Origin of the sequence: Streptomyces sp. NBC_01775 (genome assembly GCF_035917675.1) — a bacterium.
Taxonomy (GTDB): domain Bacteria; phylum Actinomycetota; class Actinomycetes; order Streptomycetales; family Streptomycetaceae; genus Streptomyces.
In genome coordinates, this window is record NZ_CP109104.1 from 3,444,028 (window position 1) to 3,470,440 (window position 26,413).

The 26,413-nt window shown below is 71.4% G+C and carries 22 protein-coding genes; 9 read left to right on the top strand and 13 right to left on the bottom strand.

From position 1 onward, the window contains the following. Positions 1–54: 54 nt before the first annotated feature. From OHB04_RS15275 to OHB04_RS15290, 4 genes are all read left to right on the top strand, one after another. A complete protein-coding gene (locus OHB04_RS15275; RefSeq protein ID WP_326688237.1) occupies positions 55–1,458 on the top strand; it encodes a class II fumarate hydratase in 1,404 nt (467 codons plus the stop codon). A 70-nt stretch (positions 1,459–1,528) separates the two neighbouring features. Continuing rightward, complete coding sequence (fomD, locus tag OHB04_RS15280) at positions 1,529–2,221, top strand: cytidylyl-2-hydroxypropylphosphonate hydrolase (protein ID WP_326688238.1); 693 nt, start codon at positions 1,529–1,531, stop codon at positions 2,219–2,221. 104 nt (positions 2,222–2,325) lie between these two features. Continuing rightward, a complete protein-coding gene (locus tag OHB04_RS15285; RefSeq protein ID WP_326807622.1) occupies positions 2,326–3,048 on the top strand; it encodes a class I SAM-dependent DNA methyltransferase in 723 nt (240 codons plus the stop codon). A 169-nt stretch (positions 3,049–3,217) separates the two neighbouring features. Next, positions 3,218–5,527, top strand: a complete 2,310-nt coding sequence (locus tag OHB04_RS15290; protein ID WP_405807506.1) for a SpoIIE family protein phosphatase — start codon at positions 3,218–3,220, stop codon at positions 5,525–5,527. 69 nt (positions 5,528–5,596) lie between these two features. Here OHB04_RS15290 and OHB04_RS15295 read toward each other — a convergent pair whose 3' ends face one another. Both OHB04_RS15295 and OHB04_RS15300 read right to left on the bottom strand, forming a co-directional pair. Then, entirely contained in the window at positions 5,597–6,127 is a 531-nt protein-coding gene (locus tag OHB04_RS15295) for an alkyl hydroperoxide reductase (protein WP_326688242.1), read from the bottom strand. A gap of 6 nt (positions 6,128–6,133) precedes the next feature. Beyond that, positions 6,134–6,688, bottom strand: a complete 555-nt coding sequence (locus OHB04_RS15300; protein WP_326807623.1) for a peroxiredoxin — start codon at positions 6,686–6,688, stop codon at positions 6,134–6,136. 138 nt (positions 6,689–6,826) lie between these two features. Here OHB04_RS15300 and OHB04_RS15305 point away from each other — a divergent pair, with 138 nt between their 5' ends. Next, positions 6,827–7,801 carry a LysR substrate-binding domain-containing protein gene (locus OHB04_RS15305; protein WP_326807624.1) on the top strand — a complete coding sequence of 325 codons (975 nt, stop codon included), beginning with the start codon at positions 6,827–6,829 and terminating at the stop codon, positions 7,799–7,801. A 94-nt stretch (positions 7,802–7,895) separates the two neighbouring features. On the opposite strand, the gene OHB04_RS15310 is transcribed toward OHB04_RS15305, so the two are convergent. The 6 genes from OHB04_RS15310 to OHB04_RS15335 form a co-directional block, all read right to left on the bottom strand. Next, on the bottom strand, positions 7,896–8,171 hold the full coding sequence (locus tag OHB04_RS15310) for a hypothetical protein (RefSeq protein WP_326688245.1): 276 nt from the start codon (positions 8,169–8,171) through the stop codon (positions 7,896–7,898). A gap of 43 nt (positions 8,172–8,214) precedes the next feature. Then, complete coding sequence (locus OHB04_RS15315; protein WP_326688246.1) at positions 8,215–9,189, bottom strand: SPFH domain-containing protein; 975 nt, start codon at positions 9,187–9,189, stop codon at positions 8,215–8,217. A gap of 278 nt (positions 9,190–9,467) precedes the next feature. Beyond that, positions 9,468–11,837 (bottom strand): ABC transporter permease, encoded by a 2,370-nt coding sequence (locus OHB04_RS15320; protein ID WP_326688247.1) that lies wholly within the window; start codon positions 11,835–11,837, stop codon positions 9,468–9,470. After that, positions 11,834–12,565 carry an ABC transporter ATP-binding protein gene (locus OHB04_RS15325; protein WP_326688248.1) on the bottom strand — a complete coding sequence of 244 codons (732 nt, stop codon included), beginning with the start codon at positions 12,563–12,565 and terminating at the stop codon, positions 11,834–11,836. Before OHB04_RS15325 ends, OHB04_RS15320 begins: the two co-directional genes overlap by 4 nt. Further along, positions 12,562–13,086: a PadR family transcriptional regulator gene (locus OHB04_RS15330; protein WP_326688249.1), complete on the bottom strand. Its 525-nt coding sequence runs from the start codon at positions 13,084–13,086 to the stop codon at positions 12,562–12,564. The genes OHB04_RS15325 and OHB04_RS15330 overlap by 4 nt, the downstream gene beginning before the upstream one ends. Before the next feature lie 196 nt (positions 13,087–13,282). Beyond that, positions 13,283–14,728, bottom strand: a complete 1,446-nt coding sequence (locus tag OHB04_RS15335) for a catalase (RefSeq protein ID WP_326688250.1) — start codon at positions 14,726–14,728, stop codon at positions 13,283–13,285. Between the two features lie 231 nt (positions 14,729–14,959). Here OHB04_RS15335 and OHB04_RS15340 point away from each other — a divergent pair, with 231 nt between their 5' ends. The 3 genes from OHB04_RS15340 to OHB04_RS15350 all read left to right on the top strand — a co-directional run bounded on the left by OHB04_RS15340 (position 14,960) and on the right by OHB04_RS15350 (position 18,959). Next, positions 14,960–15,427 (top strand): effector-associated constant component EACC1, encoded by a 468-nt coding sequence (locus tag OHB04_RS15340; RefSeq protein ID WP_326688251.1) that lies wholly within the window; start codon positions 14,960–14,962, stop codon positions 15,425–15,427. Positions 15,428–15,431: 4 nt separating this feature from the next. Continuing rightward, positions 15,432–17,108 carry a caspase, EACC1-associated type gene (locus OHB04_RS15345; RefSeq protein ID WP_326807625.1) on the top strand — a complete coding sequence of 559 codons (1,677 nt, stop codon included), beginning with the start codon at positions 15,432–15,434 and terminating at the stop codon, positions 17,106–17,108. Between the two features lie 75 nt (positions 17,109–17,183). Further along, entirely contained in the window at positions 17,184–18,959 is a 1,776-nt protein-coding gene (locus tag OHB04_RS15350) for an alpha/beta hydrolase (protein ID WP_326807626.1), read from the top strand. A gap of 74 nt (positions 18,960–19,033) precedes the next feature. On the opposite strand, the gene OHB04_RS15355 is transcribed toward OHB04_RS15350, so the two are convergent. From OHB04_RS15355 to OHB04_RS15370, 4 genes are all read right to left on the bottom strand, one after another. Beyond that, positions 19,034–20,416 carry an AI-2E family transporter gene (locus OHB04_RS15355; RefSeq protein WP_326688254.1) on the bottom strand — a complete coding sequence of 461 codons (1,383 nt, stop codon included), beginning with the start codon at positions 20,414–20,416 and terminating at the stop codon, positions 19,034–19,036. A 252-nt stretch (positions 20,417–20,668) separates the two neighbouring features. After that, a complete protein-coding gene (locus OHB04_RS15360) occupies positions 20,669–21,412 on the bottom strand; it encodes a transglycosylase SLT domain-containing protein (protein ID WP_326688255.1) in 744 nt (247 codons plus the stop codon). Between the two features lie 373 nt (positions 21,413–21,785). Then, the gene (locus OHB04_RS15365; protein ID WP_326688256.1) at positions 21,786–23,126 is read right to left on the bottom strand and encodes a PhoH family protein; all 1,341 of its coding nucleotides are present in this window, start codon (positions 23,124–23,126) and stop codon (positions 21,786–21,788) included. 408 nt (positions 23,127–23,534) lie between these two features. Further along, the gene (locus OHB04_RS15370; RefSeq protein ID WP_326692752.1) at positions 23,535–24,296 is read right to left on the bottom strand and encodes an isoprenyl transferase; all 762 of its coding nucleotides are present in this window, start codon (positions 24,294–24,296) and stop codon (positions 23,535–23,537) included. Positions 24,297–24,402: 106 nt separating this feature from the next. On the opposite strand from OHB04_RS15370, the gene mgrA reads away from it, so the two are divergent. Beyond that, complete coding sequence (mgrA, locus tag OHB04_RS15375; RefSeq protein ID WP_326688257.1) at positions 24,403–25,488, top strand: L-glyceraldehyde 3-phosphate reductase; 1,086 nt, start codon at positions 24,403–24,405, stop codon at positions 25,486–25,488. A gap of 168 nt (positions 25,489–25,656) precedes the next feature. Here the strand turns inward: mgrA and OHB04_RS15380 are convergent, their stop codons facing one another. Beyond that, positions 25,657–26,412: an A24 family peptidase gene (locus tag OHB04_RS15380; RefSeq protein WP_326688258.1), complete on the bottom strand. Its 756-nt coding sequence runs from the start codon at positions 26,410–26,412 to the stop codon at positions 25,657–25,659. Position 26,413 lies beyond the last annotated feature (1 nt).

A 26,413-nucleotide genomic window follows, 5' to 3' on the forward strand; every position in this document is an offset into this window, starting at 1 on the left:
TGCCGGGAATGCGGTGCCGGGTGCGGGACGCTGGTGGCCTAGGAGGTGCACCCCATGAACGACAGCACTGAGTACAGGACCGAGCACGACTCGATGGGCGAGGTACGGGTGCCCGCGCACGCCAAGTGGCGGGCGCAGACCCAGCGTGCCGTGGAGAACTTCCCCATCAGCGGCCAGCGTCTGGAGCGCGCGCACATCGAGGCGCTGGCCCGTATCAAGGCGGCGGCGGCCGTGGTCAACGGGCGCCTGGGGGTGCTCGACGGACCGCGCGCCGAGGCCGTGCGCGAGGCGGCCGAGGAGGTCGCGCGCGGGGACTGGGACGAGCACTTCCCCGTCGACGTCTTCCAGACCGGCTCGGGCACCTCCTCGAACATGAACATGAACGAGGTCGTGGCGACGCTGGCGAGCGAACGTCTGGGCGCGGACGGCCCCGATGTGCACCCCAACGACCACGTCAACGCCAGCCAGTCCTCCAACGACGTCTTCCCCTCCTCCATCCACATCGCCGCGACGGCCGCCGTCACCGCCGATCTGATCCCGGCACTCCAGCGGCTGGCCGGGTCGCTGGAGGCCAAGGCGGAGGAGTTCGCCGAGGTGGTCAAGTCGGGGCGCACCCACCTGATGGACGCGACGCCGGTCACGCTCGGCCAGGAGTTCGGCGGCTACGCGGCACAGGTCCGGCACGGCGTGGAGCGGCTGCGCGCCTCGCTGCCCCGGCTGGCCGAACTCCCGCTGGGCGGCACGGCCGTAGGCACCGGAATCAACACCCCGCCCGGATTCTCGGCCGACGTCATCGCGGAGGTGGCCCGCGCCACCGGGCTGCCGCTGACCGAGGCGCGCGACCACTTCGAGGCGCAGGGCGCCCGCGACGGCCTGGTGGAGACCTCGGGCCAGCTCAGGACCATCGGGGTGAGCCTCACCAAGATCTCCAACGACCTGCGCTGGATGGCCTCCGGGCCGCGCACGGGGCTGGCCGAGATCGCCCTGCCCGACCTCCAGCCGGGCTCCTCGATCATGCCGGGGAAGGTCAACCCCGTGATCCCGGAGGCCGTCTTGATGGTGGCGGCCCAGGTCACGGGCAACGACGCGACGGTGGCCGCGGCCGGCGCCGCGGGCAACTTCGAGCTGAACGTGATGCTTCCGGTGATCGCCAAGAATGTGCTGGAGTCGGTGCGGCTGCTGGCCAACGCCTCCCGCCTGCTGGCCGAGCGCACCGTGGACGGGATCACCGCGAACGCGGAGCGCGCCCGGGAGTTCGCCGAGTCCTCCCCCTCCGTCGTCACTCCGCTCAACAAGTACATCGGCTACGAGAACGCGGCGGCCGTCGTCAAGAAGGCCATCGCCGAACGCCTCACCATCCGGGAGGCCGTGCTGGGAAGCGGCTACGTCGAGCGGGGCGAGCTGACGCTCCAGCAGTTGGACGAGGCCCTGGACGTCCTGCGGATGACGCACCCCTGATGAGGGCTCCTTCGGGGGACTGCGGGCCGGCTCACGGCGGAGGGACGGGGTGGGCGCCTAAGATCCGCTCATGACAGCGGAACCCACCGCGCCCCCGGCGCACTGGCCCACGGGAGCCCACATCCTGTGGCGCTACCGCGCCAACGGCGCCGCCCATCCCCATATCTGCCGTCCCGTCACCGTCGTGTGCGACACCCCGGAGCTGCTGGCGGTCTGGATGGCACCGGGCACGGTCTGCGTCAGACCGGAGCTGGCCGACGGCACGCCCGTCCACAGCGAGCCGCTCGCCACCCGCTACACCAAGCCGCGCAGGCACGCGCTCGGCCGGTGGACCGGCATGGGCGTGCTCAAGCTGGCACAGCCCGCGGAGCCCTGGTCGGTGTGGCTGTTCTGGGACCGGGGCTGGCGGTTCAAGAACTTCTACGTGAATCTGGAGGAACCCCGCCTGCGCTGGCCGGGCGGGGTGGACTCGGAGGACCACTTCCTCGACATCGAGGTGTATCCGGACAGGCGCTGGGCATGGCGGGACGAGGACGAGTTCGCCGAGGCCCAGCGCGTGGGCCTGATGGACGCCGCGCAGGCCGAACGGGTCCGCGAGGCCGGCGGGCGCGCCGTGGCGGCGATCCGTTCGTGGGGGCCGCCGTTCGCGGACGGCTGGGAGCGCTGGCGCCCCGACCCGGCGTGGCCGGTGCCCGAACTGCCGGACGACTGGGACAGGCCACCGTTCAACACGTGCCTGCACCGGCCTCCCGGTGCCCCTTGATACGCCCCCATACTGCAAACGTAGGATCAACGTCCGTAAACATACTGCTGCACAACTCCCCTCACCCCCCGGGGATTTGCCCGGCAGCCAGGAAGGAGCCAGCCGTGAGCAGCTCTGCCGGATACGGGGAGGGCGGGACATCCGGGGCATGCGGGGCCTACGCGGGTTTCGACCGCTCGACGATCGACAGGTCCGGTCAGTCCGAAGCGTTCGACGCCATCGGGGACCGCTACGACGAGGCGTTTCCGCACAAGGAGGGCCAGGTCGCGGCTGCCGCCTGGCTCGGCGGCCAACTGTCCGCCGGATCCCGGGTGCTCGACGTAGGCTGCGGTACGGGGCTGCCGACCGCGCGCCAGCTGACGGATGACGGGCACCGGGTCGTCGGCATCGACCTGTCCCCCGCCATGCTGAAACTGTGCCGCGACAACGTCCCGGAGGGCGAGTGCCACCGGCTGGACCTGGCCGACCTCGAATCGGCCGGACTGGGCCCGTTCGACGGCGCCGTGGCCTTCTTCTCGCTGCTGATGCTGCCGCGCACGGAGATCCCCTGCGCACTCAAGATGCTGCACGGACAGATCCGGGGGGAGGGCCCTTTGGTCCTGGGGATGGTGGAAGCGGACGTGAACGATTTCTCCATTCCGTTCTTGGGCAACACGATCCGGGTATCCGGCTATCTGCGGGACGATTTGCGACGCGTGGTCCAGGACGCGGGATTCGAGGTCGTCGGAGAGGACGCGTACGCGTACGCTCCTGCCAGCACGGACGTACCCCCCGAGATCCAGCTCTTCCTACAGTGCCGACGACGCCCCTCGACCACGAGCACCTAGCGCAGGGCGCGCGCCTACGCGCAGCCCCGGATGGATGGAAACCGAACGCGTGACGGAGCACGAAAAAACTGCGGCGAGCAGCACCACCGAGCCGACGCAGTCCGCATCCGCGGGGAACGCCCGCGGCGGCCCCGAGGACGGCATGCCGTCCTCCCGGGGCCGCGACGCGATCCCCGCCCCCCGTCCACCGCGACCCGCGGCCGAGGCGGCGGCCCGGCGCAGGCCGGCGCCCGGAGCGTCGGGGGCCGTTGATACCCCGGACACGTCCGGCGCGAGCGGCCCCGGCGGGCCACGCGCGGCGGGCCGGCGGGCCGCGGCCGGCGGATCCGGCGGTCCGGCGGGGGCGAGCGGTAGGAGTGGTGCAAGCGGTGCTTCAGGGGCGGCGGATACCGAGGCCCCCGGGACAGGCGGTGTCGGCGGAGTGAACAGCACGGACGAAACAGGACCGGAACGCGCCCACCCGGGCGAAGGCGAGCGGGGGCGCCACCCCGACGGCTCCCCGGCCCCGGCCGGGCAGAACGCCGTGCCGGAGAGCGAGCCGGCCGGCGGGCACCCGCACGAGGAACCCCACGTCGAACCGGCCCCCGGCTCTTCGCCGGTGGCCTCAACCCCCGTGTCCGTTCCCGCACCGGCGGCGCCCCCCGGCAGCAGCGAGCGCTCCGAACGGGAGCGCAGGGGCGGCGACCGGCTGCGCTTCGTGGGCGCGGCAACGCGCCGCGTGGCACGCGGTGTCGACCTGGACGAGACGGTGCTCGGGCTGTGCCGCGCCAGCGTGCCCGCCTACTCGGACGCCATCCTCGTCTATCTGCGCGACCCGCTGCCGGTCGGCGACGAGCGGCCCACCGGGCCCATGGTCCTCCGGCTGCGGCGCAGTGACCGTATTCCCGACGACCCGCTGGCCGCACAGGCGTTGCAAGCCGCCCAGAACGCACAGCACCCCAGCCTGTCCGACGCGGGTGTCCCGCTCGGCACCGTGCCCGCGCTGCCGCTGGTCGGGCGGCCGGGGCCGACGGACGCTCCCGGCACCGGTGACCCGGCCACGGCGGGCCCGGGTGCGGGCACCACCGCCGCTGAGCTGGCCGAGGTGCGCCCCGGCGGCCCGCTCGCCGAAGTACTGCGCGGCGTACGCCCGGTGTTCACCGACTCCCCGTCGGCCAGCGCCGCGCTGCCCGAACTCCTCGGCCCCGGCCGGGATGTGCCGCCCGGTCACCGGGCCATCCTCGCGCCGCTGCGCGGGCGCCGCCGGGTGATCGGCGCCGCCGTCTTCCTGCGCCGTCCCGACCGTCCGGCCTTCGAGCCCGACGACCTGCTCATCGCGGCGCAGCTGGCCACCCACACCGCGCTCGGCGTCGACAAGGCGGTGCTCTACGGGCGCGAGGCGTACATCGCCGACGAGTTGCAGCGCACGATGCTCCCCGACGAGCTGCCGCAGCCCACCGGGGTCCAGCTCGCCAGCCGCTATCTGCCGGCCGCCGAGACCGCGCGCGTGGGCGGCGACTGGTACGACGCGATCCCGCTGCCCGGCAGCCGGGTCGCGCTGGTCGTCGGCGATGTGATGGGCCACTCCATGACCTCCGCCGCGATCATGGGACAGCTCCGCACGACGGCCCAGACGCTGGCCGGGCTCGACCTGCCGCCCCAAGAGGTGCTGCACCATCTGGACGAGCAGGCCCAGCGGCTCGGCAGCGACCGCATGGCCACCTGCCTCTACGCCGTCTACGACCCGGTGGCGCACCGCATCGTCGTCGCCAACGCGGGCCATCCGCCGCCCGTCATGCTCCACCGCAGCGGGCGCGCCGAGGTGCTGCGGATACCGGCAGGCGCCCCGATCGGCGTCGGCGGCGTCGACTTCGAGGCCGTCGAGCTGGACGCGCCGGCCGGTGCGACGCTGCTCCTCTACACCGACGGCCTGGTGGAGTCCCGCCAGCGCGACGTGTGGACCGGCATCGAGCACCTGCGCGAGAAGCTGGCGGCGACAGCGCGGCTCACCCGCCCCGGCGCGGCGGCACCGCTGGAGCCGCTGTGCGACGAGGTCCTGGACATCCTGGGCCCCGGCGACCGGGACGACGACATCGCGCTGCTGGCGGCGCGGTTCGACGGGATCGCGCCGAGCGATGTGGCGTACTGGTTCCTGGATCCGCGCGCGCAGACCGCCGGGCAGGCCCGTCGGCTGGCGCGGCGCGCCCTGGCCCGCTGGGGCCTGGAGGAGCTGACCGAGCCGGTCGAGCTGCTGGTCAGCGAGGTCGTCACCAACGCCGTGCGGTACGCGGAACGCCCCATCACGCTGCGGCTGTTGCGGACCGACACGCTGCGGTGCGAGGTCGGCGACGATGTGCCGCAGCTGCCGCGGCTGCGGCAGGCGCGGGCGACGGACGAGGGCGGGCGCGGCCTCTACCTCGTCAACCGCCTCGCCCGCCGCTGGGGCGCGACCCGTCTGTCGACGGGCAAGGTGGTGTGGTTCGAGCTCGCCCTTCCGTAGCGAAGCTTGGGCAGTCCGCGCCCTGGGGGAGCAGACTGCCCAAGCGAAGCGCAAGCGGCAAGCGCGCTGCTACGCGAGCTGCGCCTCCGCGTCGAGAGTGACGCCGACCGCCTGGACGACGGAGGCGATCTTGATCGCCTCCTGAATCGTCTCGCGGTCGACACCGGCCTTGCGCAGCACCTGCTCGTGCGAGTCGAGGCACTGCCCGCAGCCGTTGATCGCGGAGACGGCGAGCGACCACAGCTCGAAGTCGGTCTTCTCGACACCGGGGTTGCCGATGACGTTCATCCGCAGCCCCGCACGGAGCGTGCCGTACTCGGGGTCCGACAGCAGGTGCCGGGTGCGGTAGAAGACGTTGTTCATCGCCATGACGGCGGCAGCCGACTTCGCGGCGGTGTACGCCTCCTCGCTCAGGTTCTCCTTGGCCTCCGGCTCCAGCGCGCGCAGCGCGATGCCGGAGCGGGACGCGATGGCGCAGGCCAGCACGGTGCCCCACAGCTGCTGCTTGGGCAGCTCGGAGTTTCCTATGACGGAGCCGAGGTTGAGCTTGAGGTCCTTCGCGTAGTCCGGAAGGGCCTGCTTCAGGTCATCGAGAGCCATGGTTGATCACTCACCGGCCAGCAGCGCGACCGGGTCGAGGGTGTCCTCGCCCTGGGTCCAGTTGCAGGGGCACAGCTCGTCGGTCTGGAGCGCGTCGAGGACCCGGAGGACCTCCTTGGGGTTCCGGCCGACGGAGCCGGCGGTCACCATGGTGAACTGGATCTCGTTGTTCTGGTCCACGATGAAGACGGCGCGCTGCGCGAAGCCGTCCTCGCCCTCGATGCCCAGCTCGCGCATCAGCTCGTGCTTGGAGTCGGCCATCATCGGGAAGGGCAGGCCGGTCAGGTCCGGGTGGTCCTTGCGCCAGGCGTGGTGCACGAACTCGGAGTCGCCGGAGAAGCCGAGGATCTGCGTGTCACGGTCGGCGAACTCCTCGTTCAGCTTGCCGAAGGCCGCGATCTCGGTCGGGCAGACGAACGTGAAGTCCTTGGGCCAAGCGAAGACGACCTTCCACTTGCCCTCGTAGGTCTTGTGGTTGATCTGCTCGAACTCGCTGCCCTTCTCCAGGGAGACGCAGGCGGTCAGATCGAACTCGGGGAACTTGTCACCGACGGTGAGCACGTACACACTCCTTGCACTTGCGGCCAGGATGCCCGGATTGCGCGCATTCCTGGAGGTTGGTCGGCAACCACCTAACCACATGCCGCATTGATCACGGAAATAGCTAAGGTTGGTGCCGTTGATTGGAGTGACTTATCAGTGCCGGTACCCGTCCAGGCCGTTCAGGCCCCCCTCGCCCCCCGCGTCCGTCAGCCCAGCCTTTCCCAGCTCCGCGCCTTCGCCGCCGTCGCCGAGCATCTGCACTTCCGGGAGGCGGCCGGTTCCATAGGCATGAGCCAGCCCGCCCTCTCGGGCGCGGTGGCCGCACTGGAGGAGACTCTGGGGGTGCAGCTGCTGGAGCGGACCACGCGGAAGGTGCTGCTCTCGCCCGCCGGGGAGCGCATGGCCATACGGGCGCGCGCCGTGCTGCGCGCGGTCGGTGAGCTGCTGGAGGAGGCGGAGGCGGCACAGGCACCCTTCACGGGCGTACTGCGGCTGGGAGTGATCCCCACGGTCGCGCCCTACCTGCTGCCGACCGTGCTCGGCCTCGTCCACGAGCGCTACCCCGACCTGGATCTCCAGGTACACGAGGAGCAGACGTCCTCGCTGCTGGAGGGGCTGGGACAGGGCCGGCTGGACCTGCTGCTGTGCGCCGTACCCCTGGGGGCGCCCTGGGTGAGCGAGGTGCCGCTCTTCGACGAGGACTTCATGCTGGTCACGCCGCGTGACCACCCCTGCGCCGGGCGCCGGGACCTGCCGCGCTCCTCGCTGCGCGAGCTGGATCTGCTGCTGCTGGACGAGGGCCACTGTCTGCGCGACCAGGCGCTCGACATCTGCCGGGAGGCCGGTCGCACGGAGGGCGCCACCGTGACGACGAGCGCGGCGGGGCTCTCGACGCTGGTGCAGCTCGTGGCCGGGGGCATGGGCGTGACGCTGCTGCCGCGCACCGCCGTACGCGTGGAGGCCGGGCACAACGAGGCCCTGCGCACGGCGGACTTCGCCGCTCCGGCCCCCTCGCGGCGGATCGCGCTGGCGATGCGCGAGGGCGCGGCGCGCGAGGAGGAGTTCCGCGCCTTCGGGGACGCGCTGCGGGCCGCGATGCGGACCCTGCCGGTGCGGCCCGCACTCCCCTGACACCCGGGGCCGCCCTGACACCCGGGGCCGCCCTGACACCCGGGGCTCCCCTGACACCCGGGGCCACCTCGACGCCCCGGCGCCCAGCCGCGGGTCACTCCTCGCGCGGCGGGCGGCCTCTGCGGGGATGGGGGCGGGTCTCCCCGGGGAGGCGTCCGGCGGCCTTGAGGGCCTGGCGCAGGACGTAGTCGATCTGCGCGTTGGTGGAACGCAGTTCGTCGGCGGCCCAGCGCGCGAGCGCGTCGTGCATCGCGGGGTCGAGCCGCAACAGCACCTGCTTGCGCTGCCGCCGCTTCGCTCCGGGCGCCTGACCGGCCTCGTCCTCCCCGGGCGCGGCTCCGGCGCCCTGCCCCTCACCCTCGTCGGTCACTGCTCTCCGTCACCGTTCTCCGTCACCGGATGCCTGTCACCGCTCACTGGTAGAGCGAGCCCGTGTTCATCACGGGCTGCGGCGAGCGGTCGCCGCACAGCACGACGAGCAGGTTGCTCACCATGCTGGCCTTGCGCTCCTCGTCCAGCTCCACGAAGTGCTGCGCGGTGATCCGGGCGAGCGCGTCCTCGACCATGCCGCACGCGCCCTCCACGATCAGCTTGCGCGCCGCGACCACGGCGCCCGCCTGCTGTCGCTGGAGCATCGCGGAGGCGATCTCGGGCGCGTACGCGAGGTGCGTGAAGCGGGACTCGACGATGGTGACGCCCGCCGCCCGGACGCGCGCGGTCAGTTCGGCGGCCAGCTTCTCGGTGATCTCCTCGGCGTTGCCGCGCAGCGAGAGGCCCGTCTCCTCGTGGGCGTCGTAGGGGTACTCGATCGCGATGTGGCGGACCGCGGCCTCGGTCTGGGTGGAGACGAACTCGATGTAGTCGTCCACCGAGAAGGTGGCCTGCGCGGTGTCCTCGACCTGCCAGACGATGACCGCCGCCAGCTCGATGGGGTTGCCGTACGCGTCGTTGACCTTGAGAACGGCGGTCTCGTGGTTGCGCACCCGGGTGGAGATCTTGGTACGGCTGGTGAGCGGGTTGACCCAGCGCAGACCGTCGGCGCGGATCGTGCCCGTGTAGCGGCCGAAGAGCTGGACGACTCGGGCCTCCCCCGGGGCGACCATGTTGAGCCCCGCCATGCCGAAGACCGAGCCGATCAGCAGGATGACACCCAGGACGATCAGCACGGCGCCGCCCGCCGCACTGCCGCCGGAGGCGAGCGAACCGCCCCCGACGACGGCGCCGACACCGAGCAGGAAGCCGATCAGGCCCAGCAGCAGCGCGAGGCCGCCGGGGATGCTCTGCGCGGCGGCCTCCCGCACTTCGGGTGCGGGCAGCCGAGGCGCGTCGGCCCGGCCGGTGACCCCCGGGACCTGTGTGTGCGACGAGCCGGAGTCGTTGAGGCTCATGATCACTTCCCCCGTTTCTCTGCGCGTTCTGGCGCGGTCGTCCGTCATTCGTCCCTATCAATGTGCTATCACTTTAACGAGAAAGCGCGGCTCTGGCCAGCTCGGGGCCGGCCGGAGCCGCGAGCGGGCCGGCTCCCGCCGTGGGAAACGGGAGCCGGCCCGGGTCTCGCTCCGCGGCGTACGGGGGCTCGGTCAAGGCGCCCCGTACGGATCGCGTAACGCGCTTCACGTGCGCCGCACGCCATACGGATCACGTCGTACGGATCACGTCGTACGGGTCACTCCGTACGCAGGTTTTCCACCCTCATCAGCCGCCACAGCACCGGCATGCTCAGCAGCGTCACCAGGACGATGAGCGCGCCGCCGACCCCGGCCATCTGCCAGAAGATCAGCCAGTCCGAGACCGGCCTGTCGATCACCTTGAGCAGCGCCCAGCCCAGGCCCAGCCCGCTGACCGAGGCCAGCGCGAGCCCCAGCACCACCGGCACCGCCGACTGCCACAGCACCGAGGCGCTCAGCGTGCTGCGACGGGTCCCGAAGGCCACCAGCACCGCCAACTGCCGCCGGCGCTCCCGCAACTGCTCCAGCTGGGAGATGACCATGCTGGCCGCGATGAGGAGCAGCACCCCCGTGGCAGCGGCGAAGATCCCCTTGCTGAGCTGCACGAACCCCGCGGAGGTCTCCTTCTCCAGCAACGGCTGCGCGCTGGCCGACGGATTCTGGTGGAAGACCGTGGTGCGGATGTTGTCCAGCGCTTCCGAGTCGCCCTTCTTCGTGTTGGCCCAGGCGTTGTACGAGGCATCCAGCCGGTCGGGGGACAGTGCCGACGGGGTCACCAGGATCCCCGCGACGGGCATCCCCCAGCCCTTGAGCTTGCCCTTGACGGTGGGTGTCCCCGAAGGGATGCGCCAGGTGTCCTCGCCCTTGCCGCCGGGCCCGTGCACGTTCAGCGCGGTTCCGGCGCGCGGCGGGGGCGGCACCGACTCGTCGCCCTTGCTGGGCTTGCCGGGCTCCGCGCGGAAGGCCTGGCCCTCGCGGCAGGAGCTGATGTGGGCGATGTCGCGCAGCGTGGCGCAGTCGCCGACCATCACCTCGGCGTATTCGTCCCCCCCTTTCCCCTTGATCACCTGGGAAGCCGTCAGGGAGCCGGTCGCCGAGGTGACGCCCTCGGTGTTCTTGAGCACCCGCGTCATGCGCTTCGCCTCGGCGAGGGTCGCGTCGCTGTCGGAGACGTTCACCTGCTGCATGCTGGAGCGCTCCTGCTTCGTCCGGTGCGTGGACTCCGCCTCGACGCCCGCGAACAGGAGCTGGAGCGCGATCGCACCGGCCACCGCGATGGTGATCCCGCTGACGGCGCGGGTCGCCGTACCGGTGCTGAGCTGGAGCCGACGGGTCGCCAGCTGCCAGGAGACCGGGCCCCCGCGCATCCGGCCCACCAGCCGCTCCACCATCCAGGGCAGCAGCAGCGAGACCCCGCTCAGCAGCAGCACCACGCCGGCCGAGACCTGGTACTCGTTCACCGAGCCACCGCCCCCGGACAGCGTCCCGGCCAGCGGCAGCAGCAGCGCCAGCCCGAGGAGGGGGACGACCAGCCGCCACCACAGCCGGCGCGGCCGGGTCGCGGCATCCCGCATCACACCGAGCGGCTCGATCGTGACGCCGCGGAGCGCGAACACCGAGACCGCCACCGCGACGACGGGCACCCCGATCACGACCAGCGCGCCCAGCAGCAAGCCCGGCTGCACATCGGTGGGGAAGACACTGAGGTCGAACAGGGTCAGATTCCCGATCAGTTGGCGGCTGAGCGCGAAGAGCGTGCCGCCCAGCACCAGCCCGACCAGGGCCCCGGCCAGCGACTCGCCCGCGGCGATCCGGCGCGTCATCGCGGCATCGGCGCCGACGAGCCGCAGCGCGGCCAGCCGCCGGTCCCGCCGCTCGCCGCCGAAGCGCGCCGCCGTGCCGATGAAGACGGCGACCGGCATCAGCAGTACCGAGCAGGCCACAGCGGCGAGCAGGATCAGCACCGGCTCCACGGAGTCATCGCTCTGGGCCCCGCCGAAGTGCTCCACCCGCTCGACGCCGTCGCCGGGCTTCAGCTTGTCCGCGCCCGCGTAGAAGGTCATGTCGCTGGGACCGAGCAGGCCGTCTTCCCCGATGACGCCGACGGTGCGGAAGTCGAGCCGCTCGCGCAGCCCGGCGCCCTCGTCGGAGGCCAGCAGCTTCTTCAGCGCCGGGGAGACCACCATCTCGCCCGGCTTGGGGATCTCGCCGACACCCGGCGGGGTCACAGGGTGTTCGCCGTCGGCCTGAAGCGTCCTCCCGTAAAGCTCCTTGCCGTGGTACGTCGTGCTGGCGTTCTCCGACAGCAGGGTCTCGTCGGTGGGCTTGGCGTTCCGGGTGGAGCTGACGTTCCCGAGCGAGGATCCGGCGGTCCCGTTGATCTGACGGGCGTCGTTACGGGCCGTCTGCGCGCTCATCATCTGCGGCACCGAGGCCGCCAGCAGCAGCATCGCCACCCCGAGAGCGACCCCTACGGCGGTCAGTACCGTACGGATCCAGCCCTGGGGCCCGGTGAACGCGAACCTGGCGCCCATGCCCAGGTCGCGGGCCCAAATACGGCTCCTCCGCGCGTCGGCCCCTGCCGTCATACGGCGCCCGCCATGGCGCTCATGTCGCGGGCGACGCCGTCGCGGACGATGACCTCGCGGTCGGAGTAGGCCGCCACCCGCGACTCATGGGTCACCAGCACCACCGCCGCGCCCGTCTCACGCGCCGCCTGCGTCAGCAACTCCATGACCCGCTCGCCGTTCAACGAGTCCAGCGCACCGGTCGGTTCGTCCGCGAACACCACCCGGGGCGAAGCGGCCAGCGCACGCGCCACCGCCACCCGCTGCCCCTGACCGCCCGAGACCTGGCCCGGCCGGTGGTGACGCACCTCGTCCACCTCCAGGCGCGCCAGCCACTCCCGCGCCCGCGCCTCCGCCTCCTTCCGCGAAGCTCCCGCCAGCCGCAGCGGCAGCGCCGCGTTCTCCACACACGACAGCTCCGGCACCAGCTGTCCGAACTGGAAGACGAACCCGAAGTCGCCCCGGCGCAGCGCACTGCGCTGCGCGTCCGACATCGCCGAAACCTCCTGCCCCTGATACATCACCCGCCCCTCATCCGGCGGCACGATCCCCGCCAGGCAGTGCAGCAACGTCGACTTGCCCGACCCCGAGGGGCCCATCACCGCGACCACCTCACCCGCGGCGATCGCGAAATCCGCACCGTCCAGCGCGGACGTCGACCCATATGTCTTCCGCAGCCCGTGCGCCGACAACAGCGCACTCCGGCCCTTGTGTCCCGCCTGCGCGGGAGCAGTGTGTGTGGCCGTCATGAGCGCACCTCCAGTGCGAGCTTCTCCATACGCGCGGCAGCCGTCTCCAGCCACCGCAAATCGGCTTCCAGATGAAACAGGGCGTGATCGCAGATCAGCTGATCCGCCAGGTCGCCACCTGTCTTGCGGCGGGTCAGTTCGCGCATCAGGCGCAGATGCTCCGAGCGCTGCGTGTCCAGCAGCGCGGCGCCGTCCCGGTCCGTCAGCAGGGCCAGCACGAGCTTGGTGTAGAGCGTGCTTTGCAGATACGGCTCGGGCTTCTCCGGCGTGGCCAGCCACTGGGCCACATCCGTGATCCCCGCGTCCGTGATCGCGTACCGCTTGCGCTCCGGCCCGCCCCCGGCCTCGACCCCGTCCACTTCTACGAGCCCGTGCTTCAGCAGCCGGGACATCGTGGAATACACCTGCCCGTAGTGCAGCGGCCGGTCCTGACCGAACCTCTCGTCAAACGTCCGTTTGAGGTCGTACCCGTGACGCGGCCCGGTCTCCAGAAGACCCAGCAACGTATGACTGATTGACATGCTCCGCACTCTACATCATGGGTATACACCCCGCGTATACCCGGGGTGCAGAGAGCCCCGCAGGGGCGCGAGGCTCTGACATGTGCGGCTCCGCCGCGTGCGCGCGACCAGCCAAAACGCACGGCGCAGCCTGCAAAGCACGAACAGGGGCAGCCCCCACCCAGCACCAGGAAAGAGGGCAACAGAAAGCGCGCCCTCAGCCTCCGTTGACGTTCGCGGCGATCCGGTCGCCCAGCGCCTTGTCGACGTTGCGCCAGTACTGCACCGCGCGCTCCAGCACCGGCTTGCTCACACCGTCCAGCAGATGGCCCGAGATGTTGCCGACCAGCCGGTCGCGCGCCGCGTCGTCCAGCACCTGCCGCACCATCGTGCCGGGCTGGCTCCAGTCGTCGTCGTCCCGGCGCAGGGTGTAGGCGTGGCGCACCATCTCGCTGTCCTCCACCGTCCAGCCGGTGACCGGCGCGCGGGTGGGGTCGGCGGCGGGGCCGCCGTAGGAGTTGGGCGCGTACGGGCGGGCCACGTTCGGCGACACGTAGCGCATCGGGCCGTCCTTGGCGTACGAGTGCACCGGCGCCTGCGGCCTGTTGGGCGGCAGCTGCGCGTAGTTGGGCCCGATGCGGTAGCGGTGCGTGTCCGGATACGAGAAGAGCCGGCCCAGCAGCATCTTGTCCGGCGAGGGCGCGACGCCGGGCACCAGGTTGGAGGGCTCGAAGGCCGCCTGCTCGATGTGGACGAAGAAATCATCCGGGTTCTTGTTGAGCGTCATCCGGCCGACCTCGATCTCGGGGTAGTCGCCGTGCGGCCACACCTTGGTCAGGTCGAAGGGGTTGAAGCGGTAGTCCGGGGCGTCGTCGAACGGCATGACCTGCACCTTCAGCGTCCAGCTCGGGTGCTCGCCGCGCTCGATGGCCTGCCACAGGTCGCGGCGGTGGCAGTCCGCGTCCGCACCGGCCAGGCGGTCGGCGTCCTCCTGGGTGAGGAAGTCGATGCCCTGGTCGGTGTGGAAGTGGTACTTGATCCAGAACTTCTCGCCGGCCGCGTTGACCCACATGTAGGTGTGCGAGCCGTAGCCGTTCATGTGACGGTAGGAGCGGGGGATGCCGCGGTCGCCCATCAGCCAGGTGACCTGGTGGGCGGACTCGGGCGAGAGCGTCCAGAAGTCCCACTGCATGTCGTGGTCGCGCAGCCCGCTGCCGATCTGCCGCTTCTGGCTGCGGATGAAGTCCTGGAACTTGATGGTGTCGCGGACGAAGAAGACCGGGGTGTTGTTGCCGACCAGGTCGTAGTTGCCGTGCTGGGTGTAGAACTTCAGCGCGAATCCGCGCGGGTCACGCCAGGTGTCGGGGCTGCCCTGCTCACCGGCGACGGTGGAGAAGCGGGCCAGCATCTCCGTGCGCTTCCCCGGCTGGAAGAGGTCGGCGTGGGTGAACTGGCTGACGTCGTTGGTGACCTCGAAGACGCCGTAGGCACCGCTGCCCTTGGCGTGGACGACACGCTCCGGGACCCGCTCGCGGTTGAACTGCGCCATCTTCTCGATGACGTAGTGATCCTGAAGGAGGATCGGACCATCGGCTCCTACGGTGAGCGAGTGCTCGTCGCTCTCGACCGGGATGCCGACGTTGTTGGTGGTGTAGTCGGACATGGAGCGTCCTCCCGTGAACGAGGGTGGTACGGGATCCGGATTCGCCTACCCAGCAAAACTCTCCGACACCGTGTCGGCAACCCTTGGACCGAGTACCGGCCCTGAACCACGTACAGGATTCCGCCCTTGTTTCACCCTCCCGGGTGACGCACACCCCGGACCGAGGACGATGTCCGCACGCCCCCGCTAGGACTACGGTGAACAGCCGTGCGCGACAGGGGAGGACGGCGTATGGAGATCGGTATCCGCACCGGCGGCGCACCGGACGGAGGCGACGGCCCACCCGGCGCGGCCGGCCCGGACGCCCCCTGCGGCCGGGCCCGTCCAGCCGACCCGTACAGCCCGGCCGGCACGTCCGGCCCGTACAGCCCGGCCGACGACGCCGACCGGCTCGCCTCGCTCCACCGGTGGCTGCTGGAGGACGACGGACTGCCGCGCGGCACCTCCGTCACCCTGCGCCCCGCCCACAGCCCCGGGGCCATGGGCGGCGCGTGGGAGGCGGTGAACATCGTCCTCACCCACGCGACGGCCCTGGCCAACCTCGCCCTCGCCGTCGCCACCTGGCGCCGCACCCACGCCGAGCCCCCGGCCGTGCGGATCGAGTCCAGGGGCGTCACCGTCTCCCTCGACGCGGGCCAGGACCACGACGCGGAGACCGTACGGCGACTTCTCGGCGCGCTCGCACCGCCACAGGAGTGACGCGGTGCTGCTGGCCGACCCCGGAGCCTCGCGTGCCGTCCTGATCGGCACCCACACCTTCACGGACCTCGATCCGCTGCCCGCCGTCTCCAACAATCTGCTCCGGCTGCGCGAGACGCTGACCGACCCCGTCCTGTGGGGGCTCCCCGCCGAGCACTGCACCGTGATCGAACAGCCCGGCCATCCGGGCGAGGTCCTGGACGCCGTGCGTACAGCGGCCGAAGCGGCACACGACACGCTGCTGGTCTACTACGCGGGCCACGGCCTGATCGACCACCGCGCCTCCGACCGCGCCGACAAACTGTGCCTCTCGCTGCCGGACTCCCACCCCTCCCAGTTGTACCGCTCCGTCCGCTACCGCGACCTGCGCGGCCTCCTGCTGGACGCCCGCCGGGCGCTGCGCAAGGTCGTCGTGCTGGACTGCTGCTTCAGCGGCCAGGCGGCGATGACCATGGGTCCGGGCGACCTGGCTGACGAGGCGGGCATCCACGGCGTCTACGTGCTGACCTCCGCCGGGGCCAACGCGGAGTCCCTGGCGTTCGCGGGGGCCCGCTACACGGCCTTCACCGGAGAGTTCCTCGCCCTGATCGAAGAGGGCCTCCCGGACGGGCCCGAGCTGCTGACCCTGGATACGCTCTACGACCGCGTCCGCCGCGCCGCCCACCACAAGGGGCTGCCCGAGCCCCGCCGTTCGGCCACGGACACCTCGCACAACCTCGCGCTCGTCCGCAACCGCGCGTACACGGCGCTGCCGCCCGAGGTCGTGCACGAGCGCGAGATCGCCCGGCTGTGGGAGGAGTTGCGGCGGCACTACGACGAGCTGGGGGCCGGCGCGCACCGCGTCGGCGGTGCGAACCTGTCCGGGCCCCGCCTTCCGCTGCCGTCCGCTGCGTGGATCTGGGCCCAGGCGGAACGGCACGCGACCTACGCCCGCACGGCCCGCGCCCTGGAAGCACTGCGCCACCGCCGCGCCGAGGAGCGCCGCCGGACCGAGGAGGAGCGCCGCCGGACCGAGGAAGAGCGCCGCCGGGCCCAGGAGGAGCGCGACCGGGCCGAGGAGGAGCCCTGCCCCGCAGCGGACCAGGTCCGCCGTACCCGCGCGGAACGGACCGAGCCGCAGCAGGAGTTCGCCGATGTGCTGCGGGCCGCGTGGCGGAGCGGCGGCGCGCTGCCCGTGCCCGAGCTGGCACGCCGAATGGGCTGCACCCAGGCCATCGCCGACGACCTCCTGACAGGGCGCAGGTTCCCCACCTGGCATCAGGTGTCCGCCTTCGCCACCGCCTGCGGGGTGGCCCCCAGCAGCTTCGACGGCGCCTGGTCGCAGACCAAGCTGCGGGTCAGGGAGCGGCGCCGCCCCCAGCGCCCCAAGGCTCCCGTCCGGCCGCCGAGCCTGAGCCCGGCGGCCGGGCTGCTCGGTGACGCGCTGCGCAGCGCCTTCCGGCGGCTGGAGCTGACGCCCCTGCGCTTCGCGGAAGAGCGGAATCTGGACCCGGACACGGTCGCGCGGTACGCCGCGGGTGCCGAGCTGCCGCCGTGGCAGTTCGTCCACGACCTCAACGCCGAGGTGCGGGGGCGCAGCCGCTACGGGTTCGACTTCCAGGGGCACACCCTCCCCGAGCTGTACCGCGCCGCCGAGAAGGCTCCCCGCCGCCCGGCGGGACCCGGCGGGCAACCCCGCTGACCCCGCCTGCGTCAGCACCCCCGGAAGACCGGTACCGGCCGGCGATTCTCGGGCGAGTGTGCGGGAAAGGGAGCGATGGGGCAGGCAGCGGACGACCGGCTCGCACTGCTCCGCAGCACCGGGCGCCGGGCCCGCGCCCTGGCCCGGCGCCCGTACTGGGATCCGCCCGACTCCTCCTGGGTCGTGCGCCGCTGGCCCGGACTGACGGCGATGTGCTGCGCGACGCTGTTCTTCTGGCTGTCGCTGACCCCCTCGCTGGTGCCGAGGCCATGGCTCCTCCAGGGGGTGATCGGGGGGATCACCGCGGCGCTGGGCTATGCCATAGGGGCCCTGCTGGAGTGGCTGGCGCGGCTCGCGCTCGGGCCGCTGTGCCGCCGGTACGTGCCCTGGCGCCCCGGCCCACGCTGGCGGGCCCGCGCCTGGCTGGCCTACTACGTGCTCAGCACCGGGCTCACCATCGCCGCGCTGTCGTGGAGCGCGGACGCCCAGCGCGTGCTGCGCGGGCTCCAGGAGCTGCCGGAGACCCTGACGTGGCACTCGATGATGATCACGCTGCTGGCCCTCGCGCTCTGCGGCCTGCTGCTGGCCCTCGCGCGGGCGATACGGCTGGCCACCCGCAAGCTCATCCGGCTGCTGGGCCGCTTCGTGCCGCGTCCGCCGGCCATCGCCATGGGGGTGCTGGTCAGCGCGACGGTCGTGGTCTTCGGCACGCGGGACGTCGTCTTCGACCGGGGGATCATCGACGTCGCGGCGCGCATCGCGGAGAACACCGACAAGGGCACCAAGGACGGCATCATCCAGTCCGGCTCCCGCTATGTCTCCGGCAGCCCCCACTCGCTCGTCGCCTGGGACGATCTGGGCTACGAGGGCCGCAACTTCACCGGCTCCTCGCTCTCCGCGCGCCGGATATCCCAGGTCACCGGCAAGCGCGCGATCCAGCCCGTCCGGGCCTATGTGGGCCAGGAGTCGGCCCCCGACTTCGCCTCGCGCGCCCGCCTGGCGGTGCGCGAGCTGGAGCGCACCGGCGCCTTCGACCGCGAGGTGCTGGCCATCGCGGGCACCACGGGGCGCGGCTGGGTCAACTCCACGGACGCCGAGCCGCTGGAGTACATGTACGGCGGCGACACGGCGATCGTCGCGGTGCAGTATTCGTACCTGCCCAGCTGGGTCTCCTTCCTCGTCGACAAGGAGCAGGCGGGCCGCGCCAACCGCGCGCTGGTCAAGGCGGTGCGCGCCCGCTGGCTGGAGCAGCGTCCCGACAAGCGGCCCGAGCTGGTCGTCTTCGGCGAGAGCCTGGGCGCCTACGGGATCGAGGCCGCGTTCGACGGCCCGGACGATCTGCTGGCGAAGGTGGACGGCGCGCTGCTGGCGGGCCCGCCGAACTTCTCACCCGTGCGCCGGGAGCTGACCCGGCACCGCGATCCCGGCAGCCCGGTGTGGCGCCCGGTCTACAAGGAGGGGCGCAACTTCCGCTTCGCTCAGTGGCCGGGGAAGGACCTGCGCCGGCCCGGCCCGCTCGCCGGCTGGAAGAGACCCCGCGCGGTCTATCTGCAAAACGCCTCGGACGCGATCGTGTGGTGGTCGCCGGACCTGGCGTTCAACCCGCCCCGCTGGCTGCGCGAGCCGCTGGGCCCCGACATCACGGACGAGGTCAACTGGTTCCCGCTGGTGACCTTCTGGCAGACCACCGTCGACATGGCGGTCTCCTACGCGGTGGGCGCGCCGCACGGGCACCGCTACGGCAACGGCTCGGTCGAGGGCTGGGCCGCGGTGGCACCGCCGGACGGCTGGACGAAGGCGGACACGGCCCGCCTCCAGCGCTTCATGGACAAGCGCGAGGCCCCGTACTGACGTCGGCCCGGGAAGGCCGGGAGTGACGTCCTTGCCGCGGGCGCCGGTGACTCCCGGCGCCCGCGGCGTCCGGATCAGCGCGCGGGCTCGGGCCCGGTGCCCGTATCCGCGACCGCGTCCGGCGGCGCCGTCTCGCGTACCTGGCGGATGGCCTGCTCCTGCGCGTACGCCTTCAGATAGACGACGACGGTGTTGGTCACGGCGACCAGCGGCACCGACACCACCGCGCCCGGGATGCCCGCGATCAGGCTGCCGCCGGTCACGCCCAGCACCACGGCCAGGGGATGCACCCGCACCAGCCGCCCCAGGATGAACGGCTGGAGGATGTGGCTCTCGATCTGCTGGACGGCCAACACGACCGCCAGCGCCAGCAGCGCGGTGACCACGCCGTCGGTGACGAGCGCGACCACCACGGCCAGCGCTCCGGAGATCACCGCACCCACGATCGGGATGAAGGCGAACAGGAAGATGAAGACGGCCAGCGGCACGGCCATCGGAACCTTGAGGAAATAGAGCCCGACGCCGATGAAGACCGCGTCGATCAGCGCCACTATCACCGTGCCGCGCACATACCCGGTGAGCGTGGCCCAGGCCCGCGGGCCCGCGCCGGCGACGCCCTCCCGGGCCGCTGCGGGCACGAACTTCAGCGCCCAGTTCCAGATCTGCTTGCCGTCGTAGAGCAGGAAGAGCGTCACGAACATCGTCAGCAGCGCCCCGGAGAGGAACTCCACGACGACGGTGACGCCTTCGATACCGGCGGAGGTCAGCTCCTTGCTGTTGTCCCCGATCCAGTCGCTGAGGTTCTTGGCGATGCCGTTGATCTGCTCCTCGGAGACATGGAACGGGCCGTTCAGCGCCCAGCTCTTCAGCTCCTGGATACCGTCCTGCACCTTGGCGGTGAGGGTGTCGAGATTCTCCATGATCTGCCACACCACGAACCAGCCGACCAGGCCCATGACCACGAAGCCGCCGATGAAGGTGATGGCGGTGGCGAGCCCCCTGCCCAGCCCTATGCGCCGCAGCCGTGCGACGGTCGGCTGGAGGAGCGCGGTGATCAGCAGTCCGGCGGAGAACGCGATGATCAGCAGGCTGATGGTGCTGACGACCTTCATCAGTACCCAGATGACCCCCGCGAGCACGAGCAGCCGCCAGCCGGCCTCGGCGGCGACGCGCATGCCCCACGGCACGGCGACGGCCGGTTCCGGTTTCGCCGATATGGCGGGGGCGTACTTGGGTGGCGGCGGGACGTACTCCCGCTCGCGCCGGCCCTGCTCGGCCGCGTCCGCTTCCGCGTCGGCATGCGCGCGGCCCGCCTCGGCCGAAGAGAGGCGGCGGTCGACGGAGCCGGCCTCCCCGGGCGCTGTGCCCCCCTCTTCTTCCGTTCCGGCACGTCGCTCGGCGGCCTTCGCGGCCCAGCGGCCGACAGCCGACCTGAGCCTGTCCATTCTGCTCGTCATTCCGCTTCCTCCGCCCCCCTTGGCCATGGGCTTCGCCGTGTGTGGGACGACGTTACCCGCGCCCATGGTTGCTTCCCGACCGGACGCGTCGGCGGGCGGCCCCCTCCAAGGCGCCTTCACGCTCCCGGCACCCGCACGCTCCAGACGCCTGATGCTTCACGTTCCAGGCGCCGTCATGCGCGATGCCCCCCGCGGTGACCCTCTCGGGCCGCCACGGGGGGCATCGGAAAAGCTGTACAGAACCGAACCGGCTCAGTACCAGTGGTTGGCCTGCCAGAAGTCCCAGGCACCGCAGGGGCTGCCGTACCGGTCGTTCATGTAGTTCTGGCCCCACTTGATCTGAGTGGCCGGGTTGGTCCTCCAGTCGGCACCGGCCGAGGACATCTTGGAGCCGGGAAGCGCCTGGACGAGACCGTAGGCACCCGAAGAAGCGTTGGTGGCCTTGTAGTTCCAGCCGGACTCGCGCTTCACGATCTCCGAGAAGCACTGGTACTGGTCGCCACCGACGATCTGCTTGGCCATCGACTGGACTTCGGCCGTGGAGTAGGAGCCCTTCTGCGCGAAGTCACCGGCTCCGGCGCGCGAGTCCGAACGGCTGGAAGCCGACTGGACCTTCTCGCGTGCCTTGGCCTTCTTCGCCGCCTTCTCGGCAGCGGCCTCCCTCTCGGCCTTCGCCTTCTTGGCCGCCGCGTCCTTGGCGGCCTTCTTGCGAGCGGATTCCGCTGCGGACTTCTTGGCCTCCGCGTCCGCGGCGGACGACGCGGCGTCCGCCTGCTGGTTGAGGGAGGCGGTCTGTACCTGGGCCTGGGAGCCCGCGGGTATGTCCTCGAGGAGCGTCGCCTCAGCGGCGGTGGCCTCGACGTCGTTGGACGCCTGGCCCTGTTCGCTGCCCGCAGCAACACCGACGACAGCGCCGACGGTGGTGACCGCGGTGGCGGACGCCACGGCGAATCCCCGGACCGAAATCCGAGCAGTCACACGGTTTCCTTCCAACATGCCCGCTGGGGTGACCGCGCGGGCGGCAATCGTGCCCCTGACACTGACCTCCCTCGTGCATGGCCACGGGAGGCGCTGGCCCGGTGGGTTCCCCTTCCGGGGAGCCCGCGTGGTACTTCGGGCGGCATACGGCTACTGCTGTTCAGTTCTGTACTGCTGTGCGGTGTCGCACCGTTGCTGGTGCGGGTGTGCCGTATGCGGGGCCTGACAGGAACCACACCCTGCCGGACGCGGACGCACGGAGGCAATTCCACGTTGAGTGGGAAAGCTCACAGGGCGTTTGGGGCTGGGGATTCGAGGAAACAGACGCGCGGCCGGGCCCCGTGCGGCTAGAGTGCTGCGCCCTCCCGCACGGGGCCCGGTGGAGATTCCCCTATACGCGACCCTCTTCGAGCATTTCGGTCACCAGCGCGGCGATCGGAGAGCGCTCGGAGCGGGTCAGTGTGATGTGGGAGAAGAGCGGATGGCCCTTCAGCCGCTCGACGACGGCGGCGACTCCGTCGTAGCGCCCCACGCGCAGATTGTCGCGCTGGGCCACGTCGTGGGTGAGCACCACCCGCGAGTCGGTGCCGATCCGCGAGAGCACGGTCAGCAGCACGTTGCGCTCCAGCGACTGCGCCTCGTCCACGATGACGAACGCGTCGTGCAGCGAGCGGCCCCTGATGTGGGTGAGCGGCAGGACCTCCAGCATGCCGCGGCCCACGATCTCGTCGATGACCTCGCGGCTGGTGACGGCCGACAGGGTGTCGAAGACCGCCTGCCCCCACGGGCCCATCTTCTCGGCCTCGGTGCCCGGCAGATAGCCCAGATCCTGCCCGCCGACCGCGTACAGCGGCCGGAAGACCATCACCTTGCTGTGCTGCCTGCGCTCCAGCACCGACTCCAGGCCCGCGCACAGCGCCAGCGCGCTCTTGCCGGTGCCCGCGCGGCCTCCCATGGACACGATGCCGATCTCGGGGTCGAGCAGCAGATCCAGCGCGATGCGCTGCTCGGCGCTGCGCCCCTTGATGCCGAACGCCTCGCGATCGCCCCGCACCAGCTTGATCCGGCCGTCGGCCGTGACCCTGCCGAGGGCCTTGCCCTTCTCCGACTGGAGCACCATGCCCGTGTGCACGGGCAGTTCTGGCGCGTCGTGGGGGACGGCCACGCTCTCGGCGGCGAACAGCTCGTCGATGTCCTCGCCGGGCAGGGTGAGTTCGGCCATGCCGGTCCAGCCCGAGTCGGTGACCGCCATCTCCGCGCGGTACTCCTCGGCCAGCAGACCGACGGAGGACGCCTTGATGCGCAGCGGCAGGTCCTTGGAGACGACGGTGACGTCGAAGCCCTCGGCCTGGAGATTTCTGGCGACGGCGAGGATGCGCGAGTCGTTGTCCCCCAGTCTGCCGTGCGGGTTCAAGAAGGCCGCCGGCAAGACTGCCGGGTCGGAGTGGTTCAGTTCGACCCGGAGCGTGCCACCCACCTCGCTGAGGGGAATGGGCGCGTCGAGCCTGCCATACCTGATGCGGTATTCGTCGAGGCGACGGAGGGCCTGCCGGGCGAAATAGCCCAGCTCAGGATGGTTGCGTTTGGCCTCCAGCTCGGTGACGACGACCACGGGGAGCACAACTTCGTGTTCCTCGAACCTGTCCATGGCCGCCGGGTCTGCCAACAGCACGCTGGTGTCGATGACATACGTGCGCCGGTCGGACTCGCTGCGCTTCTTGCTGTTCACCACGGTTGGACGTACCCCCTCGGAAGAGGTCGGGGAGCGACGGCGTCGCGGGGGAAGAGACCGGATCTGGCCCGCACCACGCGGGCCGGACTCCGGCCCTCCGCGTCCAGCGCCCGTGCCGTGCGGACCAGGTGCTCCGCGCGGCCCGGGCGGGCGTCCGTGGTGTGCAAACGGGCCTCCCGGGGACCGCCACCCGTCGAAGGGGCGCGGTCTTGAGGGGATATTCCCCCGGGAGTGGTGATGCATGCAATGACCTCGGAGGTCCGCACTATCCGGTGATACCGCCGCAAATCGCCACCGAATGGCCCAGCGATTCCACAGCCGGCCCCGAGCCCGGCCCGGGAGGCCGTGCGCCGCCGGCGGCGCACAAATTTTCGAGAACGGGGGTTCGGCCCAGGCGGTCAGGGAGTATCAGTTGCCGTAGCGCCGGTGCCGCGCTGCGTAGTCACGCAGCGCACGCAGGAAGTCGACCTTCCGGAAGCCCGGCCAGAAGACCTCGCAGAAGTAGTACTCGGAGTGCGCGCTCTGCCAGAGCATGAAGCCCGAGAGGCGCTGCTCGCCGCTGGTGCGGATGATGAGATCCGGGTCGGGCTGGCCCCGGGTGTAGAGGTGCTCGGAGATGTCCTCGACGGTGAGGTTCTCGGCGCAGTCGTCGAGGCTGACGCCGCGCGAGGCGCGCTCCATCAGGAGGGAGCGGACGGCGTCGGTGATCTCCTGACGGCCGCCGTACCCGACGGCGACGTTCACCAGTATCCCGTCGTTCTCCCCCGCCTTCTGCTCGGCCTCCTTCAGCACCTGCTGGGTGCTGTCGGGCAGCTGGTCCAGCTGGCCCACATGGTGCACCCGCCACCGGCCGTCGGCCGCGAGGTCACGCACCGTGTCCTCGATGATGCCGACCAGGGGGAGCAGCTCGCTGTCGGGGCGGGTCAGGTTGTCGGTGGAGAGCAGCCACAGCGTGACGACCTGCACATCCGTCTCACTGCACCAGCCGAGCAGCTCCTGGATCTTGTCCGCGCCCGCCTGGTGCCCCTGCTCGGTCGTACCGCCGGAGGCACGCGCCCATCGCCGGTTGCCGTCCAGGATGACGCCGATGTGCTTGGGCACCTGTGCGTGGTCGAGACGGTCCTCCACCCGGCGCGCATAGAGCTTGTACACCAGGTCGCGCAGATTCATGGGAATGGCCAGCCCCTCCGTGCCGAGTCGGGATCCCAGCACTTTACTGCCGCTCGCCCTTACGTACGAACCGAGCCGGTCACGGGCTGGTGATATGAAATGGCACATGACCCACGGCACCCCTTTCACGGCCCCCGACCCCACAGCGGTCCCGTCCGACCAGCTCTACCGCGCGGACGACACGCGGTACGACGCCATGGAGTACCGCCGCACCGGCCGCTCCGGGCTGAAGCTTCCGGCTGTCTCGCTGGGGCTGTGGCACAACTTCGGCGACGACCGCCCGCTGGAGACCCAGCGGGCCATCCTGCGTCGCGCCTTCGACCTGGGCGTCACCCACTTCGACCTCGCCAACAACTACGGCCCGCCATACGGCTCCGCCGAGTTGAACTTCGGGCGGCTGTTCGCGCAGGACTTCCGGCCCCACCGCGAGGAACTGGTCATCTCGTCCAAGGCGGGCTACGACATGACCCCGGGCCCGTACGGGGACTGGGGGTCCCGCAAGTACCTGCTCAACTCGCTCGACTCCTCGCTGCGCCGGATGGGTCTCGAATACGTCGACATCTTCTACTCGCACCGCTTCGACCCGGAGACCCCCCTGGAGGAGACGATGGGGGCGCTCGCCACCGCCGTCCAGCAGGGCAAGGCCCTCTACGTGGGCATCTCCTCCTACAGCGCGGCGCGCACCCGTGAAGCGGCCCGGCTGCTGCGGGAGATGGGCGTGCCCGCGCTCATCCACCAGCCGTCGTACTCGATGATCAACCGCTGGACGGAGGAGGACGGGCTCCTCGACGCGCTGGAGCAGGAGGGCATGGGCTGCATCTCCTTCGCGCCGCTCTCGCAGGGACTGCTGACCGACAAGTACCTCGCCGGGATCCCCGAGGGCTCCCGGGCCACCCAGGGCAAGTCCCTGGACCCGGACCTGCTGACCGACGAGGTCGTACGCCGCCTGCGCGGCCTCAACGCGATCGCCGAGCGCCGCGGCCAGACCCTCGCCCAGCTCGCCCTGCGCTGGGTCCTGCGCGACCCCCGCATGACCTCGGCGCTGATCGGCGCGAGCAGCGTCGCCCAACTGGAGGCGAATGTGGGGGCGTTGCGGGGAGCGCCGCTCAGCGATGCCGAGCTGTCCGAGATTGACGACCTGGCGGTCAGCGAGCCCGACGCCAACATCTGGTCGGCAAGCAGCAGCCTCTGACCCGGCGCCCACTCCCGGGGGCTCCTCCCGGCTGACGGCCGGGGAAGAGAAAACGGGCCGGTCCGTGGGGGGATACGGACCGGCCCGAGGGGGGGTTTCCACCTTAGCCCCTCGGGCACTTCCCTCCACGCATCAACGGCCGTGTCGCACAAGCCGATCCGGGCCGGTTCAGGCCGCCGTCGCGCCCAGAACGACCCCGCCCAGGGCTCCGAGCACCATGAATGGCCCGAAGGCCATAGCCGTGCCGCGGACGGCGTGCCTGGTCAGCATCAGCGTGATGCCATACAGGGCCGCCAGTACGAAGCCGAGGAAGGCCCCGGCGAAAAGTACCCCCCAGCCGTACCACCCAAGGGCTACCCCGACCGAGAGCGCCAGCTTGACGTCCCCGAAGGCGACGGCTCTCGGGCTGATCAGGAACAGCACGAAGAAGACCCCCGCCAGCGCCCCGCCGCCCGCCAGTGCCCCCGCCCAGCTGCCGCCCGAGCCGGGCAGCAGCGCGGCGACCCCGAGCAGCGCCGCGCTGCCCGCGGCCAGCGGCAGGGTGAGCAGGTCCGGCAGCCGCATCACCTTCAGGTCGACGGTGGCCAGCAGCAGCGTGACGGGGACGAGCAGCAGCCACACCGCCAGCTCGGGGCGCGCCCCCACGGCCGCCGTCAGCCCGGCGCTCACGAGCGCCCCAGCCGCGCCGAGCACGCCGCCCCCGCTTCCGTACGCCCCCTGATGGCCCTCGCGGGCGCACCGCGTACACCGCGCGGGCCCGAGCAGCCCGCGCACTCCGGCACCCATCGGATGGCCCCGGGGGCACGCGTCACGCCAGGGCTCCTCCGGGGGGACGGAGAGCCGGTGGACGGCGCGCGGCAGCAGCGAACCGGCCACGGCGCCGTACGCGGCGGCGGCCACGATTCCTATCCACGGCAGCGGCACA